General features: G+C 57.8%; 15 protein-coding genes and 1 pseudogene. 7 read left to right on the top strand and 9 right to left on the bottom strand.

Going from position 1 to position 16,526, the window contains the following annotated elements; translation table 11 throughout:
- Positions 1-234: 234 nt before the first annotated feature.
- The gene (locus tag J4859_RS12160) at positions 235-1,275 is read left to right on the top strand and encodes an RluA family pseudouridine synthase (protein WP_249113642.1); all 1,041 of its coding nucleotides are present in this window, start codon (positions 235-237) and stop codon (positions 1,273-1,275) included.
- A gap of 431 nt (positions 1,276-1,706) precedes the next feature.
- Here the strand turns inward: J4859_RS12160 and J4859_RS12155 are convergent, their stop codons facing one another.
- The 5 genes and pseudogenes from J4859_RS12155 to J4859_RS17095 all read right to left on the bottom strand — a co-directional run bounded on the left by J4859_RS12155 (position 1,707) and on the right by J4859_RS17095 (position 3,705).
- Positions 1,707-1,850, bottom strand: a complete 144-nt coding sequence (locus J4859_RS12155) for a hypothetical protein (protein WP_212330119.1) — start codon at positions 1,848-1,850, stop codon at positions 1,707-1,709.
- A gap of 542 nt (positions 1,851-2,392) precedes the next feature.
- Positions 2,393-2,680: a transposase gene (locus J4859_RS12150; RefSeq protein WP_212330117.1), complete on the bottom strand. Its 288-nt coding sequence runs from the start codon at positions 2,678-2,680 to the stop codon at positions 2,393-2,395.
- A gap of 39 nt (positions 2,681-2,719) precedes the next feature.
- Positions 2,720-3,043: pseudogene (locus J4859_RS12145) on the bottom strand (transposase); the annotation flags it as partial.
- A gap of 88 nt (positions 3,044-3,131) precedes the next feature.
- Complete coding sequence (locus J4859_RS12140; RefSeq protein ID WP_212330112.1) at positions 3,132-3,398, bottom strand: hypothetical protein; 267 nt, start codon at positions 3,396-3,398, stop codon at positions 3,132-3,134.
- Positions 3,399-3,570: 172 nt separating this feature from the next.
- Complete coding sequence (locus tag J4859_RS17095; protein ID WP_256436742.1) at positions 3,571-3,705, bottom strand: hypothetical protein; 135 nt, start codon at positions 3,703-3,705, stop codon at positions 3,571-3,573.
- A gap of 204 nt (positions 3,706-3,909) precedes the next feature.
- Here J4859_RS17095 and J4859_RS12135 point away from each other — a divergent pair, with 204 nt between their 5' ends.
- A complete protein-coding gene (locus tag J4859_RS12135; RefSeq protein WP_212330110.1) occupies positions 3,910-5,553 on the top strand; it encodes a 4Fe-4S dicluster domain-containing protein in 1,644 nt (547 codons plus the stop codon).
- A gap of 144 nt (positions 5,554-5,697) precedes the next feature.
- Here J4859_RS12135 and J4859_RS12130 read toward each other — a convergent pair whose 3' ends face one another.
- The gene (locus J4859_RS12130; RefSeq protein ID WP_212335317.1) at positions 5,698-6,003 is read right to left on the bottom strand and encodes a CDP-alcohol phosphatidyltransferase; all 306 of its coding nucleotides are present in this window, start codon (positions 6,001-6,003) and stop codon (positions 5,698-5,700) included.
- Between the two features lie 132 nt (positions 6,004-6,135).
- The gene (locus tag J4859_RS12125; RefSeq protein WP_212330108.1) at positions 6,136-6,804 is read right to left on the bottom strand and encodes an HAD family hydrolase; all 669 of its coding nucleotides are present in this window, start codon (positions 6,802-6,804) and stop codon (positions 6,136-6,138) included.
- A 352-nt stretch (positions 6,805-7,156) separates the two neighbouring features.
- Between J4859_RS12125 and aspS the strand changes: the two genes are divergently transcribed.
- Positions 7,157-8,926: an aspartate--tRNA ligase gene (aspS, locus tag J4859_RS12120; RefSeq protein WP_212330107.1), complete on the top strand. Its 1,770-nt coding sequence runs from the start codon at positions 7,157-7,159 to the stop codon at positions 8,924-8,926.
- 258 nt (positions 8,927-9,184) lie between these two features.
- Here the strand turns inward: aspS and J4859_RS12115 are convergent, their stop codons facing one another.
- Both J4859_RS12115 and J4859_RS12110 read right to left on the bottom strand, forming a co-directional pair.
- Entirely contained in the window at positions 9,185-9,658 is a 474-nt protein-coding gene (locus tag J4859_RS12115; RefSeq protein WP_212330106.1) for a hypothetical protein, read from the bottom strand.
- A 73-nt stretch (positions 9,659-9,731) separates the two neighbouring features.
- Complete coding sequence (locus J4859_RS12110; RefSeq protein ID WP_212330105.1) at positions 9,732-9,923, bottom strand: hypothetical protein; 192 nt, start codon at positions 9,921-9,923, stop codon at positions 9,732-9,734.
- A 326-nt stretch (positions 9,924-10,249) separates the two neighbouring features.
- On the opposite strand from J4859_RS12110, the gene J4859_RS12105 reads away from it, so the two are divergent.
- The 4 genes from J4859_RS12105 to J4859_RS12090 all read left to right on the top strand — a co-directional run bounded on the left by J4859_RS12105 (position 10,250) and on the right by J4859_RS12090 (position 16,511).
- Complete coding sequence (locus tag J4859_RS12105) at positions 10,250-12,979, top strand: phosphoenolpyruvate carboxylase (protein WP_212330104.1); 2,730 nt, start codon at positions 10,250-10,252, stop codon at positions 12,977-12,979.
- Between the two features lie 265 nt (positions 12,980-13,244).
- A complete protein-coding gene (locus J4859_RS12100; RefSeq protein WP_249113640.1) occupies positions 13,245-13,481 on the top strand; it encodes a FeoA family protein in 237 nt (78 codons plus the stop codon).
- A 13-nt stretch (positions 13,482-13,494) separates the two neighbouring features.
- The gene (locus J4859_RS12095; RefSeq protein ID WP_212330103.1) at positions 13,495-13,734 is read left to right on the top strand and encodes a FeoA family protein; all 240 of its coding nucleotides are present in this window, start codon (positions 13,495-13,497) and stop codon (positions 13,732-13,734) included.
- 110 nt (positions 13,735-13,844) lie between these two features.
- Positions 13,845-16,511, top strand: coding sequence for a ferrous iron transporter B (locus J4859_RS12090; protein WP_212330102.1), 2,667 nt, complete (start codon positions 13,845-13,847; stop codon positions 16,509-16,511).
- Positions 16,512-16,526: the final 15 nt, after the last annotated feature.

The following is a 16,526-nucleotide window of genomic DNA, read 5'->3' as shown; positions in this document are numbered from 1 at the left end:
CAATCATGGTAGAAGAGAACAAGCAGAATACCAGCGCAGAAACGGATGATCACGCCGCTCGCGTACCTCCGGTAAAGGATGTTTCTAATATATCAGCTACTGATAGATCTTCGTAGGCCCAGGGCATTGCGACTGGCGATACAGATAAGGAAGAGAAGTTTTGGCATAAGACCGTGTGGAGTGTCACTGAGGCCTTTATCGACACGCTTGAGGAACAGATGGATAGCGAGCAATATGAAGCAAATCGTACCTGGTTCTAAACCATATCTGATTGAAACAGTGGTACCGGGGGAGCTGCGCCTACAGGCCACCCGCTCGATTGCGGTCAGTGACTTGCTTGAGGCTGCCGGGGTCTCCCGGAAGCGGCAGGAGCAGATCACGGAGGAAGGCCGCCTCATGAGCGATGCCGGGCCGGTCAGGCTCACCGACACGCTTGAGGAGGGAAGCTCCGTCAAGCTGGTGGCACCGCAGGCGATAGAGCGTGAGGTAAAAGATCCTGCAGAAAATGCCTCACAGTCGGCGCACCTGCTCTATCAGGATCCCTTTATCGTGATCGCTTCCAAACCTGCTGGCATCCTGGTGCACTCAGATGGGACCGGCAGGGAGCCCGACACGCTGACCGCGCAGGTCAACGCCGCGTTGGAAGAGCAGGGCCTGATCTCTACTGCGCAGGTGCTGCAGCGGCTCGATAAGGACACCTCGGGCTGCGTACTCTTCTCGCTTTGCCCTGATTTTCAGGCAGCCTTCGATGCGCTGGTGGCGGGCCATGCGATGCACAAGTACTACCTCGCCGTGGTCAAAGGCTCCTTCCCCGAAGGGGTCACAAAGCTTTCAGCTCCGCTCGGGCGTGACCGGCACGATCCGCGCCGCATGCGCGTCGCTTCAAGCGGCAAGTCCTGCCTGAGCATCGTGCGGCGGGTGATGTATGAGAAGGGGTATTCACTCGTACTTGTAGCGCCCAAGACCGGCAGAAAGCATCAGATCCGGGTGCACCTGGCCTTCCGGGGATTCCCGATCGTGGGGGATCCGCTCTACGGTGCAGGCGGTGGCCCTGCGCTTCCGCATCCCGAGCGGGTACAGTTGCCGAACGGGGAGATGGTTGCAACAACGCTTCTGCTCCACTGCTGGGAGGAGTGCTTTATCCATCCGGTTACGGGTGAGGAGGTATCCGTACGTGCACCGCTCACGGAAATGTTTCTTCGCCTGTTCGAGGTAAAGGAGATGCGTAAAGCGCTCCAAAACGCAATGAAACTCGAGGAAAAGCGCGGTATGTAAGGAGTGGGTCGGCCGCATGGCTGCGGGGTAGCTACCCGCGTAGCCTAACAGTCAAGCAAATGAGGGCCGCTAGACCCATGCCGAGCTGCGAAGACCCACATCGGCCACAAGCATATGGCGCCCTTTCAGTTTCAACCCATCTGTGCCTTGCCTGTTTGGCACAAAACAGCTAGACCTACCAGTTGAGGTAGCTTTTGCATGTTGGCCTTGGACACACCTGTGAGGTGCCACAGGTATCTCTTGAGCCAAAAGCAGAGATTGTCCACAAGCGCCATGCTGTCCAGATAGTGTGGATCGCGCACAACTGGCCTTGTAGGATTTAGCGACAGCCCCCGAATCCCTCATCAACCCTACTGTGGGCGCGCTTGTGCCTTCAGCTCAGTGGCCACAAAGTCCCCTGATCCTTTCCGTGGACGGCTTGTGGCCACAGACTACGGCATAGGACGTCTGTGCCAACCTGCTGACAGGGCACACTTGCTCGTCTGCCCGAAGGCGTAGGAGAGGTGCGCATCAGTGATGTAGGTCTTGTCGATCCAGAGACACTGCTTTGAGGACGAAAGACCCAATGCCGCCATCCACAGGCGCTTTGATGCGATATCTGAGCGCTTCGCCTATTGCAGTTAAGGGGCACACTGTAGCGCATGAGCCTGATGGGTGATACCTACTTCGGCAGGGTGTGTGCCTGGTGTGCTTAAAGACTGTCCCTGTAAGCAAGCTGTACGTGCGCCTGCAGTCGAAGCACTCCCATCTTGGCACTTAGCTTAGCGAAGGTAGCAAAGCCTATGTGCTTACAGCAGCAACACTCGACTGTGGCCTTCTTAGGCCGGCAGATCTTGGCATCTTCGGCCTTGGCACTGAGGGTGCGGAAGGGACTTTTGCGTACCATGGATCCTGACGGTTCCACTTTCTCTTTGAAGGCTAGCCTAAGAGGTTGTTACCAGACACAGAGCCCGGTGGGCTCCCAGGCACACCTCCCTTTGGTATGGAAAGTTGTATCGCCTGGGCTGTCCGGCCGGCTTGCATCAGCCCTCATGTACTTGATGGTTAGATATACTTTTACTGAATTAACTCACATAAAATAGAAGCCTTCGGTAGTTTCTATGGGAGGCAGTCCCGTCTAGGCGGCCCTCCTTCTCGCGCTTTTCCCTGACCTTTCCGGAAGCTGCGGCTTGCTGTCCGAGCACCTCAGCATGAGCAGCCCGATCAGGTTGTCCGCGTTGCGAAAGCCATAGCCCATCTTGATTGTCACCTTGATCTTGTTGTTGATCGACTCGACGCGGCCGTTGCCGGTTCCGAGCTCAACCGCCGCGACCACGTCGGCCCTGCGCCTGCGCACCTTCTTCTCGACGGCGACGATGGGCTTGATCCTGCAGTACGCGGCGGCGCGCAGCCACGCGTCGAGCAACGCCGCGGCCTCGCTGGCTCACCCGGCCCTGAACACCGCCTACAGGTCCTCCTTCAACTCCCATGCCCTGAACAGGCGCGAAGCTGCCTTCTTCTTCAGCGCGTCGAGCTTGGCGTGCTGCGCGTCGGTGAGGTTTTCGGGGTTCTTCACGAGGGCGAAGCGGCTGCCCTTGATCGCGTCGGCGGCCTCCTTGAGCGCCCTGGCCTCCGCCGGGGTCTCCTCGCCCTTCCGCGGCCGCCCCGGCCGGTCTCGCGGGGGCGTCGCCTCGCGGGCGGCCCTCTTCGCGACCCGCCACTCGTCGCGGCGCACCTCGTCGAGCGCGTCGTTCATCCACTGCACGACGTGGAAGGGGTCCATCACCCAGCGCGCGGTGTGGGCAGCGGTGCCGGAGTAGCGTCTTTATCCACTTCGCGCCGTCGGCGGTGACGACCTCGATGGCGCGCCTCTGCTCTCAGGTGAGCTCGTCCAGGAAAAGGCCCAGCACGTCTTTGCCGTACCCCTCGTGGGCCCATATCAGACATCCCCGGTCGTGGCCGACGACGACAATCAGGTACTTGTGCCCCTTCTTGTAGGAGGTCTTATCGATCCCGATGCGCCTTGCACCCTCGAAGCGCCCCTGCTGCGTGTGGCCTGCAGGTCGGCGCAGACGCGGGCGCACACCTCGCCGACGGTGTGTCACCGCGACGGCGCTGGCCGGATCCGCGCCGTGCCAGGCCACACCACCCAGTCCTTAAAGTCGCGCGTGAAGCACGACCTGGGCCTCGCCCAGGGCACCGCCTCGACCAGAACGCTGTGCTCCGGGCAGGCGACCCGCCTCGTCGCGTACTCCAGATAAGCACGTCGAGCGGGCCAGGTCCATCGCCCTCCACGATCGCGGGCTCGGCGATCTGTCATAGCAATCGCATTTCCTGTTGCAGATCGGGCAGCGCAGGCCTCACCCCGACGACGACTCGGTCGTCGTCGATGCGTACGTATTCGATCACGGTGTGCGCCAGCGCAAGCGCGCAGCGTAGTATCCTGTTCATGCGTCAGGGCCTTTCCGCTAGGTTGTTGTAGCAGACGTAGCCCTACCCTGCCCGACGCGGGAACGGCCCCAGACGGGGCCGTTCTCCTTTATTTGCCTTGTCACCGCGCTCCCATCTGGGCGCTTGGGTGGATTCCGCCCGCAGAAACTACCGAAGAGCCTAAAATAGAGGCTGTAGCGCCAACACAGAGGAGAGGGTTATCGCATGTCAGACACAATGCGTGGTGTTTACACCAATATCACCGATATTCGCCGCACGGTATTTAGGGAAGTCGCGCAGATCATCTACAAACATGCCCAGAACCCGGATTGGACCCTGAAGGACTTTGATCGGGCGTTCGACGAGCTGCCGTACAAGATTTTGCCACATGAGAAAGCGACCTACCGTACCTCCGTGTTCCTGGAACGTGCCATCATCTCCGAGCGTATCCGCCTTGCCGCAGGCCTCCCGCTGCAGAATATCAACAAGCCGACCAACATCTCGGAAGGCTTAGCGGACGTCGCAGCGCCGGAGCGCTACTACGAGCCGCCCCTCATCAACGTAATCAAATTCGCCTGTAACGGCTGCAAAGACAATGTGTATGAGGTCACGAACATGTGCCAAGGCTGTCTGGCGCACCCCTGCCGTGAGGTGTGCCCGAAGCACGCGATCACCTTTGTGGACCATCGCGCGCACATCGATCAGTCCCAGTGCATCCACTGCGGCCTGTGCGCCCGCACCTGTCCCTACCATGCGATCTACCATCACGTGCGTCCCTGTGCCGCTGCCTGCGGCATGCACGCGATTGGCTCAGATGAAGATGGGCACGCACAGATCGACCACAGCAAGTGCGTCGCCTGTGGTCAGTGCATGATCAACTGCCCCTTCGGCGCGATCGCTGACAAGAGCCAGATCGTGCAGGTGATCATGGCAATCCTCTCAAAGCAGGAGGTCATTGCAATCCTGGCGCCGGCCTTCGTCGGACAGTTCGGCGCCAAGAACGATGCAAGCAAGCTGCGTGCTGCCTTCAAGAAGATGGGTTTCTCCGGTGTGGAGGAGGTCGCTTCCGGCGCAGACCTGTGCTCGGTGGAAGAGGCGGAGGACTTCCTGCGTGAGGTTCCGGATAAGCTGCCGTTCATGGGCACTTCGTGCTGCCCGGCGTGGAGCTCCATGGCAAAAAAGGAGTTCCCGAAGTACGCCGACTGTATCTCCATGGCGCTGACGCCGATGGTCTTTACCGCGCGGTTGGTCCACGCGCAGCATCCCAATGCCAAGATCGTCTTTATCGGACCCTGCTCCGCAAAGAAGCTTGAGGCTATGCGTACTGCCGTCCGCTCCCAGGTGGACTTCGTCCTCACCTTCGAGGAGGTTATCGGTATGATGGAAGCCTGCGATATCGACCTGAACTCGCTTCGAGGTGACGACAGTGGTGACTTCACCGAAGCCTCAACTGACGGGAGAAACTTCGCAGTCGCCGGCGGTGTTGCCACCGCGGTCGTCAACGTAATCAAGCGTGACCACCTGGGCGTCGAAGTGAAAGCCGACGGTGCCCAGGGATTGGATGAGTGTCGAAAGATGATGAAGAAGGCGGCACGCGGCCAGTACAACGGCTTCCTGCTTGAGGGTATGGCATGTCCGGGCGGCTGCGTCGCGGGTGCCGGCACGTTGGTGGCGATCAACCGCTCCACGAATGCGGTTCACCGCTACGCCAAGCAGTCTTCGCATCCGAACGCTGTGGACAATAAGTACCGCAGCTGGATCCCCGAGATGGAGTACGCCGACGACTACCAGAGCCCGAAGATGGACGTTGCCGACCCCGTGGACGGGGGGCAGAAGGAAGACGGAAAGGATACGCCGTCTAACAAGTAGCTTCCTTCAATAGGCGTGGATGATTCCCTTGCTTGTGAATGCGCAGGTAAGGGGATTTTTGGTTAGAAAAAACCCCAAGTGGGAAACTTGGGGCGATGCTTGCATAGAGCTGTTTGGTCAAATCAATGTTTTTCGTTTATAGTGCTAGTTTTTTTGACCTTTGATAGAGGCGTAGAGCGTAGCTCCGTCGAAGACGTCTTTAATAGTCTGTCCATCAATGAAGGGAAGTGCTAAGAACTCATCCACCGTATCGACGAGATCTGAACAGTCGATGTAGTGGCCTTTTGAATTCAGCTGGCTGGTATCCTGCGCTCTCCATGCTTCGTAGTTGACGTCGGTCAAATAGTAGACCTTGCTACCGATCTTCATGTATACGGAATGGTTCTTATGCAGGTAATCGGCCAGCTGGTCATACGTGATGCCCAGTGCCTCTGTGGCTCTTCTTCCCATAGTGCGTCCTTTCATCGAAGGAATAGACCAAACGTCTATGTCCTTTTACTATATCGAACAATTCGCATCTTAGAGCCTTTGAGTAGGCCAGTGACAGGAAATCGGAGGATATGCGTAGGCAGTTTTGTCCATTCAGTGAACCTCTTCGCCGGTGATCAGGTGCTCAAGCTCCTGGGGGTTGTCGACCAACGTCGTCGCCCCGTGGGCGCGCAGGAACTCCCGTGAACGGTAGCCCCACGTGACGCTCGCGCAGTCACACTGGGCGTTCTTTGCTGTCTCGATGTCGGTATCGCTGTCGCCGATATAGAGGGCGTCTTTCGGCTTCATGTCCAGCTGCTCAAGTGTTAAGTTGACCAAGTCAGGCGCCGGCTTTTTCCGGATACCCGCATCGACCTGCTCTCCCACGACGGCGTCGAACTCACCGGGGAAGAAGTGGTTGATCAGCTTCTGGACTTCGACATCCGATTTGTTCGAGATGACCGCGCAGCGGATGCCCCGCGTACGGAGATGGCGTAACAGTGCTGGGATGCCCTCGTAGGGGGTGGTTGCGTCCTTGTAGTGCTGGGCGTAGTAGCTGCGGAAATTCAGGAAGACATGCTCCTGAAGATCAGCGGGGGCACCGGCAGGCAGCGAAGTCTGAATCAGGTGTCTGACCCCCTGTCCGATGGATGCTCGGACCTGGGCTTTGGTCCTGACCGGACATCCGGATTCGGAGAGTGCGTGGTTGACGGCGCAGGTGAGATCGTCCAGCGTGTTCAGAAGCGTTCCGTCGAGATCGAATAGTGCCGCTCTGTATAACACCGTGAGCCTCCCTTGCAGGTGGTCCCATGCCACAGCGTGTTCAAATATGCCAGGCAGGCCATCTGAGAAACATTTTGCGCATCTAGAGTATCATGCTCGGGATTTCCATGCAAAAACGCAGCATAAAGGTATGGTAAGGGTTTCAGGTATGGCCGAAGACTTTCTGGGGAGACCGCGTGTGTGCCCATACAACCTTCATCAAAAGGCAACACCTTCATCACGAACGGTTTGTTTCTTTCAGACTAAGAGTACAATCGACATTCACGTGCGAGGGCGCTGTCTACGTACCCCGCAGGCATCTGGTGGGGAGCCGTCCGTTACGGCACGGGACGGCACAGATGAAAGGAATACTATGGACCAGTACAGTATGCACACCCGCACCTGCGGTGAACTCCGCAGGAAGGATATCGGCAGCCAAGTGACGCTGACTGGGTGGGTCTGGCACCGTCGTGACCATGGTGGCCTTATCTTCGTCGATCTGCGCGATCGTGAGGGTATGACGCAGGTGTCATTTGACCCTGAGCATTCGGGTGGTACTGCCTTCCATATGGCAGAGGGTATCCGTACTGAATGGGTCATTTTGATCAAAGGTACCGTGCGTGAGCGCCCGGAGGGCATGGAGAACCCGAAGCTCAAGACCGGCGAGATTGAGGTCTTGGCTTCTGAGATTCAGGTACTCAACCCCTCAAAAACCACGCCGTTCCAGATTGAGGATCACGTGGACACCTCCGAGGATGTCCGTCTGCGGTACCGCTACCTCGACATCAGACGGCCGAAGATGGTGAAGAACTTAGAGCTGCGCTCTGACTTTACCTTTGCAATCCGTGAGGCCTTCCACAAGCGTGAGTTCACCGAAGTGGAGACCCCGTGCCTGTTCAAGTCCACGCCTGAGGGCGCTCGAGACTTCCTGGTCCCGAGCAGAACCCAGCCGGGCCACTTCTACGCGCTGCCCCAGTCTCCGCAACTCTTAAAGGAGCTCCTGATGGTTGGCGGTGTCGAGCGCTACTACCAGATCGCGAAGTGCTTCCGCGATGAGGACCTGCGCGCGGACCGTCAGCCTGAGTTTACCCAGGTGGACGTCGAGATGAGCTTTGTGACCCAGGATGATGTGATGGGTGAAATCGAGCAGGTGCTCTCAGACGCTTTCTCGAAGATCGGTGTTGACATGCCAGTTCCACTGCGCCGCATCGAGTATTGGGATGCAATGGATACCTACGGCACCGATAAGCCGGATACGCGCTACGGTATGCACCTGCACGATGTCACAAAGATCTTTGCGAACTCCAGGTTCAAGCTGTTTGCAGGCTCCTCCAAGAAGAAGGGGCAGTGTGTTAAGTCCTTCAATGCGAAAGGTGCCGGTACTTGGCCTCGCGCCAAGATTGACCGTCTGGCGGATGTCGCGGCAACCTTTGGCGCCAAGGGTTTGGCCTACATTGCCTTCCGTGAGGATGGGTCAATCACGAGCCCGATCGTCAAGTTCTTCTCCGATGAGGAGATGGTAAACCTGCGTAAGGAAATGGACGTCGAGCCGGGTGATCTCGTGATGTTCGCAGTGGCAGACAGACTCCACGCAGACCAGATCCTGGGCGGTATGCGTAACCATATGGCAAATGCCCTTGGTATCAAGCGCGAGGGTCACGACTTCCTGTGGGTCATGAACTTTCCGCTCTTCCACTGGGATGAGGATCGCAAGGCCTACGCTGCAGAGCATCAGCCTTTCACACAGCCTGAGGAGTCTCAGATCGATCTTCTGGACACCGATCCTCTGGCGATCGGCTCCCACACTTACGATTTCGTTATGGATGGCTTCGAAGCTGGTGGCGGCGGTATGCGTATCCATGACGCTAAGCTGCAGGAGAAGATCCTGGAGAAGCTCGGCTTCACCCCGGAGCGTGCCCAGGCACAGTTCGGCTTTTTGATGGATGCCCTGACCTACGGTGCGCCTCCGATGGGCGGCTTTGCCTTGGGCCTTGACCGTGTCTGTATGCTGCTTACGCACTCTGACTCCATCCGTGAGGTTATGGCATTCCCGAAGACGAGCTCCGGCTCCGACCTGATGAGCGATGCTCCATCCGAGGTCACGATGCAGCAACTGAAGGAAGTCTCACTGCGTCTACTGTAAGCGCTCCGGTCCGTATTTCAGAAGGCGGATTGTCAAGCTGAGTGCAACATCTCCCTAAAGACCTCGTTGGCTGTCCTGTATTTCAGGACCTTCCTCGCCCTGTCGCAGATCAGCTCCACTGCATGCTGCACCTCCTCGTTTGTGACCTTGCTGAAGTCGCTGCCCTTAGGGGAAGAACTCTAGCAGGAGCCCATTGGTGTTCTTAACTGTTAGCTTCTGCCATAGATGGTGGGGGTCGCAAAAGTAGAACTGCACGCCTCAAAGGGCATCTGTGACATCTGCATGCCCTGCGAACTGCTTGCCCCTATCCGGAAGTGAGCGTCTCGAGGGGACGTCTCTGTAGCAGCCCGACCTCGGCCTTAGAGACGCTCCTGCTGTCGTGGTGGCTCTTTCCGCGGCAAGCAGCCTCACTGCCCTGTCGGCAAGCACGAGCAGGCACACGGGTCCCGCTGCCACGAGCGTGTCGTCTACCCACTCGATGAGGCAAGACCTCGCATCGGCCTGCTTTGGTCTCTCATCCACGGTGTGTAAGATCTCGATCTTGCCTTTGGTCTTAGGCCCCTTCCTGCGCAGGTGGCGCCGCATCTTGCCTTCGGGGCAGGCTTCCGGCAGCTCGAGGGTGGCGGCTATGGACCTGCCGGTAAGAATAGTCGGCAGGCTCAACGACGCACCTGCCGCCACCCTCGAGCCTGAGATGTCGTCTATCTCATCCGGGGACCAGTGTCTGTCCATGATGAGTAAGCGCACCTTCTGCGTAAGCGCAGGGTCTGAAAGCCGCCTTTTCGCCCTGCATCTCCTGCGGCGCTCATCCGCCCTCCTTTTGGGCAGTACAGGCTCCATAGCATCCGTGGCGGCCATTCCTCTTGAGCTTGTGGCAGACGCTGGAGCTGTCCTTGCCGATCTTTCCCGCGATATAGCCGATTGGCCTTCCCTTGTGCCACGCAGCTCGGCTATGCAGTCCCTCTCCTGTGGGCATACGATACTTGTAGTGGCACATTCCTTCCAGCTTTCGACGTTGACTAGACAACCAATATCGTAGCCTTCAGAAGTGCGCCACGTCTCTGTGGAGCGGGACTATCCTGTTGCACTCAGAATGCTGATCCGCCAACCTAAAGATAGCATCTTGGTGAGCGCGGACATCAACGCTGCCGTAAACATTGCACACAAGCAGAAGCCGGCAGACCGGCAACTGTGTAGAGGTGTTTTGGCAACACCTCAGCAAATTCACGTCCAGCCAAAATCCCGTAACTTTAGTTTACGGGAATGTCAACTGTAGCGTAATATAGAGACTACGTCCTGATACAAGCTATATGGGGAGGATACATGAGCGATAGTAACGCACACTGGGATACGCAGGCCAAGACAGACGCTTCAAGCGAGCGTGCAGCGGCCGCCTCTGCGCTATCAGAAGTGCATATGCCCCAAGAGCTCGGTCAAAATATGGAATTCTTCTTGCGCCTCACGCGCAAGGTCCTGAAGGAATACGATCCTAAGCTCTGTAAGACCTTTGATGAGCTCCTGAGCTATATGGTGAAGGCCAACGATAAGGAACTGCCGGAGCAGGAGATCGACCAGGCGTACACCGATGCGGTGAACCTGATCGATAAGCTGACCCTGGAGCAAGAGTCCTATCTGGCCCGTGCCTTTACGACCTTTTTCCATCTCGCGAATATCTCTGAGGAAGCCTATCGTGTAAGCTCCCTTAAACGCCGCGAGGGGATCGTCCCGGTGGATTCCGACGAGGATCCGGTCAACGAGATGACGGTGGCGTACTACCGCCTGATTCAGGAAGTCGGCAAGACCAAGGCAAATAAGCTTTTGAACCGCCTAGAGTTCCATCCGGTCTTTACGGCACACCCGACTGAGGCGCGCCGTAATGCGGTCACTGCGAAGATCCGCCGGATCTCTAAGCTGTTGGATTTGCGCCGCAACCTTGAGGGCATCGATGCTGAGGAAAACGAGCGTCAGCTGCTTGAAGAGATCGATTCACTCTACCGGACGAATCCGATTGCCGCGAAGAAGCCGACGCCGGTGGAGGAGTCCGACACGATCATCGACGTGTTCGATTACACCCTTTTCGATATGATTCCGAAAGTCTACCGCCGCTTCGATGACTGGGAGCTTGGCGACAAAGCCGGCACTGTGAAGCCGATCTGCCCCGCCTTCTTCCGTCTGGGCAGCTGGATCGGTTCAGACCGTGACGGCAACCCGAACGTGACTGCAAAGGTCTCTCGCCGTGTGGCGGAGAAGTTCCGCATCCATATGCTGCGGACCCTGGCAGAGGTAACCGCCAAAGTGGGCTTGACGCTTACGATGGAGGGCGGCTCCACGAAGCCTTCCGCGGAGCTGAAGAGCCTGTGGAACCATCAGGTGGAGATGAACGAGGAACTCGCGCACCGCGCGATGCAACACTCCGCCCAGGAGCTCCACCGTGCCGTGATGCTGGTGATGGCAGAACGGCTGCGCGCGACGATCACCCGTACTGCAGATCTCATGTACCCCAACGTTGAGGAGTACATCGCAGACCTCAAAGTCGTGCAGGATTCGCTCGAGCAGGCCGGGGCGAAGCGTGAGGCGTATGGCCCCTTGCAGACCCTGATCTGGCAGGCGGAGACTTTTGGCTTCAATATGGTACAGATGGAGTTCCGTCAGCACTCACTCGTGCACACGCGTGCCCTCAAGGACATCAAGGAGCACGGCCGTGATGGGGATCTGCAGCCGATGACGAGAGAGGTCATCGACACCTTCCGCGCGATCGGATCGATCCAGCGCCGCAACGGCGTCAACGCCGCCCGCCGCTACATCATCTCCTTCACGCAGAGCGCCCAGAACATCGCGGACGTCTACGAGCTGGCAAGGCTCTCCTTCGCCCATCCGAGGGATGTCCCGACTCTCGATGTGATTCCGCTCTTTGAGCAGGTAGATGACCTGAAGAATGCGGTCAACACGCTTGACCAGATGATCAAGCTGCCGGATGTAAAGCGCCGCCTGGCGGCGACGAACCGTCGGCTTGAGGTCATGCTCGGCTACTCTGACTCTTCAAAGGATGCCGGCCCGACCTCTGCAACCTTGGTGCTGCATGAGGCGCAGAAGAACATCGCCGAGTGGGCCAAGAAGAACGATATCGACCTCGTGCTGATGCACGGGCGCGGTGGCGCGGTCGGCCGTGGCGGCGGCCCGGCAAACCGTGCGGTGTTGGCGCAGCCAAAGGGCTCGGTCAACTGCTGCTTCAAGCTGACTGAGCAGGGCGAGATCATCTTTGCCCGCTACGGCAATGAAGTCCTGGCCCGCCGGCACGTCGAATCCGTGGCAGCTGCAACCCTCTTGCACAGCGCCCCCTCGATCGGCGAGATCAACACCAAGTACACCGAGAAGTACGAGGGGATAGCCGCAAAGCTCGAGCGATCCTCCCGTGAGGCGTACATGAGGCTCCTGAACCAGGATGGCTTCGCCGAGTGGTTCTCCACGGTGACCCCGCTAGCTGAGATCGGCCTTCTGCCGATCGGCTCACGCCCTGCAAAGCGTGGCTTGGGGGCCAAGTCCCTCGACGATCTGCGCACGATCCCCTGGATCTTCAGCTGGAGCCAGGCGCGCATCAACCTCGCTGCTTGGTACGGCTTGGGCTCTGCCTGCGAGGAGCTCAACGATCTGGGCATGCTGCGCCGTGCCTATGCGGAGTGGCCGCTCTTTAAAACCTTCATCGATAACATCGAGATGTCCCTCGCGAAGACCGACGAGCGTATCGGTTGGATGTATCTGGGCTTAGGCGACCGTCCGGATCTCTCCGAGATGGTAATGAACGAGCTGAAGCTCACCCGCAAGTGGGTGCTTAACATCCTGAACGAGGACGAGCCGCTGCAGCACTCCAAGGTCTTAGGACCGGTCGTGCATGCACGCCTGCCCTTCGTGAATGCGCTTTCCATCATGCAGGTCAAGGCCCTCGACGCAATCCGCGGCGACGATAAGCTTACGCCTGAGGAGCGCGAACGGTTCCTGTTCCTGATTCTGTGCACCGTCTCTGGGGTCTCTGCGGGCCTCCAGAACACGGGCTGAGGTTCTTGTACATCGGGTGTGTCTCAGTGCCCCGTCTCCCGAGGGAGGCGGGGCACTTTTTCCATAGCGGGGAAAGGGTAGGTCGGGGAAAGTGCTCTAACACCCACAATTGGAACAGTGTAAAAAGTTAGTGATAGGCTACTTTGTTGTTGATTGAAAAGTTACAAGAAGTATACTTTATTGGTAAGCATGAGTTAACTTCTAGCCGTACTGTGAGGAGGGCATAGTGGAAGAGACAATGAGCAGCCAGATGAGGCCGAACAGTATGAGTTCACATTCGGCGGCGAATTTGCCGCTCATGATGGTATCTGAGGGGGATGCTGTGGTGGTCAGCCGAATCTGCGGATCCAAAGAGCTGCGCCAACATATGGCAGCAATGGGATTCGTCGAAGGCGCCGAAGTCAGGGTAGTCTCGCACGTTAACGGGGACTGCATCGTGAAGGTCAAAGGTGCGACCTTTGCCTTAAATCGGCAGATGACCTCACACATTCTGGTGAACTAGAGAGGAATGAGCAATGCCAACACTCAGAGATGTCAAAGTCGGTCAATCCTGCACGGTCAAGAAACTGGCCGGAACCGGAGCGATCAAACGCCGCATCATGGATATGGGTTTAACCAAAGGGACCGATATCTACGTGCGCAAAGTTGCCCCGTTAGGCGATCCGGTCGAGCTGACGGTTCGTGGCTACGAGCTATCAGTGCGTAAAGATGAAGCGAGCTGCGTGGAAGTTGAAAACGTCCACGAGGGCGAGTAATCACAGAGGCGAAGAGCCTCGTTTTCTTTGGTCGGCAAGTAAGCTTCATCTAACAATACTGAGGTTCAATTATTTCCGTGCACGTCACGACAAGAGAAGAAAGGTTTGTGATGGGAGAAAGTAGCTTCATTGCTCTTGCAGGCAACCCTAACTGCGGCAAAACAACGCTTTTCAATCAGCTGACGGGCTCAAACGGGTACGTGGGAAACTGGCCGGGTGTCACAGTTGAGAAGAAACAGGCACCGTGGCTCGAGGATAAGGACGTGGAGTTCGTAGACCTTCCGGGTATCTACTCCCTGTCCCCGTATTCACCGGAAGAGGTCGTCTCGCGTGACTACCTGGTGAAGGATCAGCCCGATGCAATCATCGACCTGATCGATGTAACCAACCTGGAGCGCAACCTGTACCTGACGACCCAAGTACTCGAGACCGGCCGTCCGGTTGTGGTGGGCCTCAACATGTGCGACCTTCTGAAAGAGCGCGGAGACGTCGTCGACGCCCGCAAGCTCTCCAAGATGCTCGGGGTTCCGGTCGTCGAGGTATCCGCACTGCACAACAAGAACCTGAAAGAACTCGTTCAGCAGGCCTGCGCCGCTGCGAAGAATCAGACGGTCACGGGTGGAGTCGACTGTTTCTCAAAGGAAGTCTCCGACGCCCTCGACAAGATCAGCTCCATCATCGCTGACAAGACAAGGCCAGAGCTCGTGACTTGGTATTCCATCAAGGTCTTCGAGCGCGACGCCGAGGCGATTAAGCCGCTCGGCCTTACCAAGGTAGAACTTGAACAGTGTGAGAAGATCATCAAGAAGGTCGAGGAAGACCGCGACGACGACGCGGAGTCCATCATCACCTCTGACCGCTATGACTGGATCGCGACGGTCATGGCGGCGTGCGTGAAGAAGGCTCCGAAGAAGCTCACCACCTCCGAGAAGATCGATAAGGTGGTCACGAACCGCTGGCTCGGTATCCCGATCTTCATCGTGGTGATCTCCTTTGTGTACTGGCTGTCAATCGCGACGGTCGGCAAGGCAGCCACTGACTGGGTCAACGACAACCTGTTCGGCGATGGTTTCTTTGTCAACGGCCAGAGCGAGGAGCAGTACAACAACGACCACGACGAGTGGTTCTCTCAGCACTCTGCGGATCAAATCTCCGGTTACCTGGCCGCTGCTGCTGACGACGGTATCGACACCGCCGGCGTGCAGGACGCAATCGAGGCCGAGGATCCGACGCCAGAAGACGAGCAGACGGTTCAGACCTTTGAGACGGCAGCTTCTGAAGAGGGTGTGGTCGCCTACGATGTGCCGATTACCGATGAAGACGGCAACTTCGTCGACACCGACGGTGAGGTTATCACCAAGCTCGACAGCGACGGAAATCCGGTGCTGGCAGAGGGACAGACCCTCGATACGATATCGACGGTCACCTACGCGGACTTCACCAACGCGGTTGACACGCTGGAAGACGAGCCGGCCCCTGAGGATTACTCCGGATTCGTACAGTCCATCCCCGATGCAGCTGAAGACGGCCTCACAGCTATCGGCGTGTCCGATGTGGTCAAATCACTCGTGGTCGAAGGCGTGATCGGTGGTGTGGGATCAGTACTCGGCTTCATCCCACAGATGTTCATGCTCTTCGTACTTTTGACTTTCCTGGAGGACTGCGGCTACATGTCCCGTGTCGCCTTCGTTATGGACCGTGTGTTCCGTCGCTTTGGGCTCTCCGGCAAGTCCTTCATCCCGATGATCGTTTCCTCCGGCTGTGGCGTCCCGGGTGTCCTGGCTACCAAGACGATCGAGAATGAAAAAGACCGCCGTATGACCGCAATGCTTACGACTATGATCCCGTGCTCCGCTAAGACCCCGATCATCGCCCTGGTTATGGGTGTCCTCGCCGGTGGCTCCAGCATGTGGTGGGTCGCTCCACTCTTTTACTTCATGGGCTTTGGCGCAATCATCCTCTCCGCAATCATGCTGAAGAAGACCAAACCCTTCGCGGGTGAGCCAGCTCCGTTCGTAATGGAGCTTCCGAGCTACCATATGCCATCACCGAGATCCTGGTGGCTGCACATCTGGGAGCGCGTGAGCGCCTACATCAAGAAGGCCGCTACGATCATCTTCGCGGCTGCGGTCGGCATCTGGGTCCTCTCACGCTTCGGCGTAGCAGGCTGGGAAGGCGGCTCCGGCGCCTTTGGCTTCCTCGAGGATATGGAAGGTGCAGGGGACGACTACATGGACTACTCCCTGCTCGCTGGCATCGGCGGCGCGCTCTCCTTCATCCTCGCACCGCTCGGCTGCGGTACCTGGCAGGCAACCGCAACGACCCTCTCCGCTCTTATCGCTAAGGAGAACCTGGTTGGTACCTTCGGTTCCCTCTACGGCCTCGGTGAGGCAACGGAATCCTCCGTCACGATGTGGAACGGCTTTGCGACGATGTTCACAGACGCTACAGGCATTCTGCACGTCGGTGCGATGTGCGCGTTCGTTGCCTTCAACCTGCTTGATGCACCGTGCTTTGCAGCAATCGGTACGATCCGCACACAGATGGCTGACCCGAAGTGGTTCTGGTTCGCAATCGGCTACGAGTGTGGCTTCGCTTGGGTCGTCGGCCTGATGGTCAACCAGTTCTGGGAGCTCTTCGCCCTCGGCAACTTCAGCTTCTGGACGGTGGCCGCTTTCGTGTTCCTGGTGCTGATCGTCTACCAGGTTGCAAAACCGACTCCTAAGTGGAAGGAAGACAGTAAGATTTTGAATTCACTGGACGCTGGGGTAGCGTAGAATTAAATACGGACT

The sequence above is a fragment of the Atopobium sp. oral taxon 416 genome (genome assembly GCF_018128285.1).
Classification (GTDB): Bacteria; Actinomycetota; Coriobacteriia; order Coriobacteriales; family Atopobiaceae; genus Olsenella_L.
Note: the sequence above shows the minus strand (reverse complement) of the source record. Positions and strands in the feature narration are given on the sequence as shown.

What these genes read in the sequence shown, in the direction of transcription:
- J4859_RS12090 (WP_212330102.1), top strand. Translation starts at nt 13,845, where the DNA reads ATGGGAGAAAGTAGCTTCATTGCTCTTGCAGGCAACCCTAACTGCGGC.
- J4859_RS17095 (WP_256436742.1), bottom strand. Translation starts at nt 3,705, where the DNA reads ATGAACAGGATACTACGCTGCGCGCTTGCGCTGGCGCACACCGTGATC.
- J4859_RS12130 (WP_212335317.1), bottom strand. Translation starts at nt 6,003, where the DNA reads ATGGGAAGAAGAGCCACAGAGGCACTGGGCATCACGTATGACCAGCTG.
- J4859_RS12115 (WP_212330106.1), bottom strand. Translation starts at nt 9,658, where the DNA reads ATGGACAGACACTGGTCCCCGGATGAGATAGACGACATCTCAGGCTCG.
- J4859_RS12160 (WP_249113642.1), top strand. Translation starts at nt 235, where the DNA reads ATGAAGCAAATCGTACCTGGTTCTAAACCATATCTGATTGAAACAGTG.
- J4859_RS12155 (WP_212330119.1), bottom strand. Translation starts at nt 1,850, where the DNA reads ATGGCGGCATTGGGTCTTTCGTCCTCAAAGCAGTGTCTCTGGATCGAC.
- J4859_RS12135 (WP_212330110.1), top strand. Translation starts at nt 3,910, where the DNA reads ATGTCAGACACAATGCGTGGTGTTTACACCAATATCACCGATATTCGC.
- aspS (WP_212330107.1), top strand. Translation starts at nt 7,157, where the DNA reads ATGGACCAGTACAGTATGCACACCCGCACCTGCGGTGAACTCCGCAGG.
- J4859_RS12105 (WP_212330104.1), top strand. Translation starts at nt 10,250, where the DNA reads ATGAGCGATAGTAACGCACACTGGGATACGCAGGCCAAGACAGACGCT.
- J4859_RS12095 (WP_212330103.1), top strand. Translation starts at nt 13,495, where the DNA reads ATGCCAACACTCAGAGATGTCAAAGTCGGTCAATCCTGCACGGTCAAG.
- J4859_RS12110 (WP_212330105.1), bottom strand. Translation starts at nt 9,923, where the DNA reads ATGTGCCACTACAAGTATCGTATGCCCACAGGAGAGGGACTGCATAGC.
- J4859_RS12100 (WP_249113640.1), top strand. Translation starts at nt 13,245, where the DNA reads ATGAGTTCACATTCGGCGGCGAATTTGCCGCTCATGATGGTATCTGAG.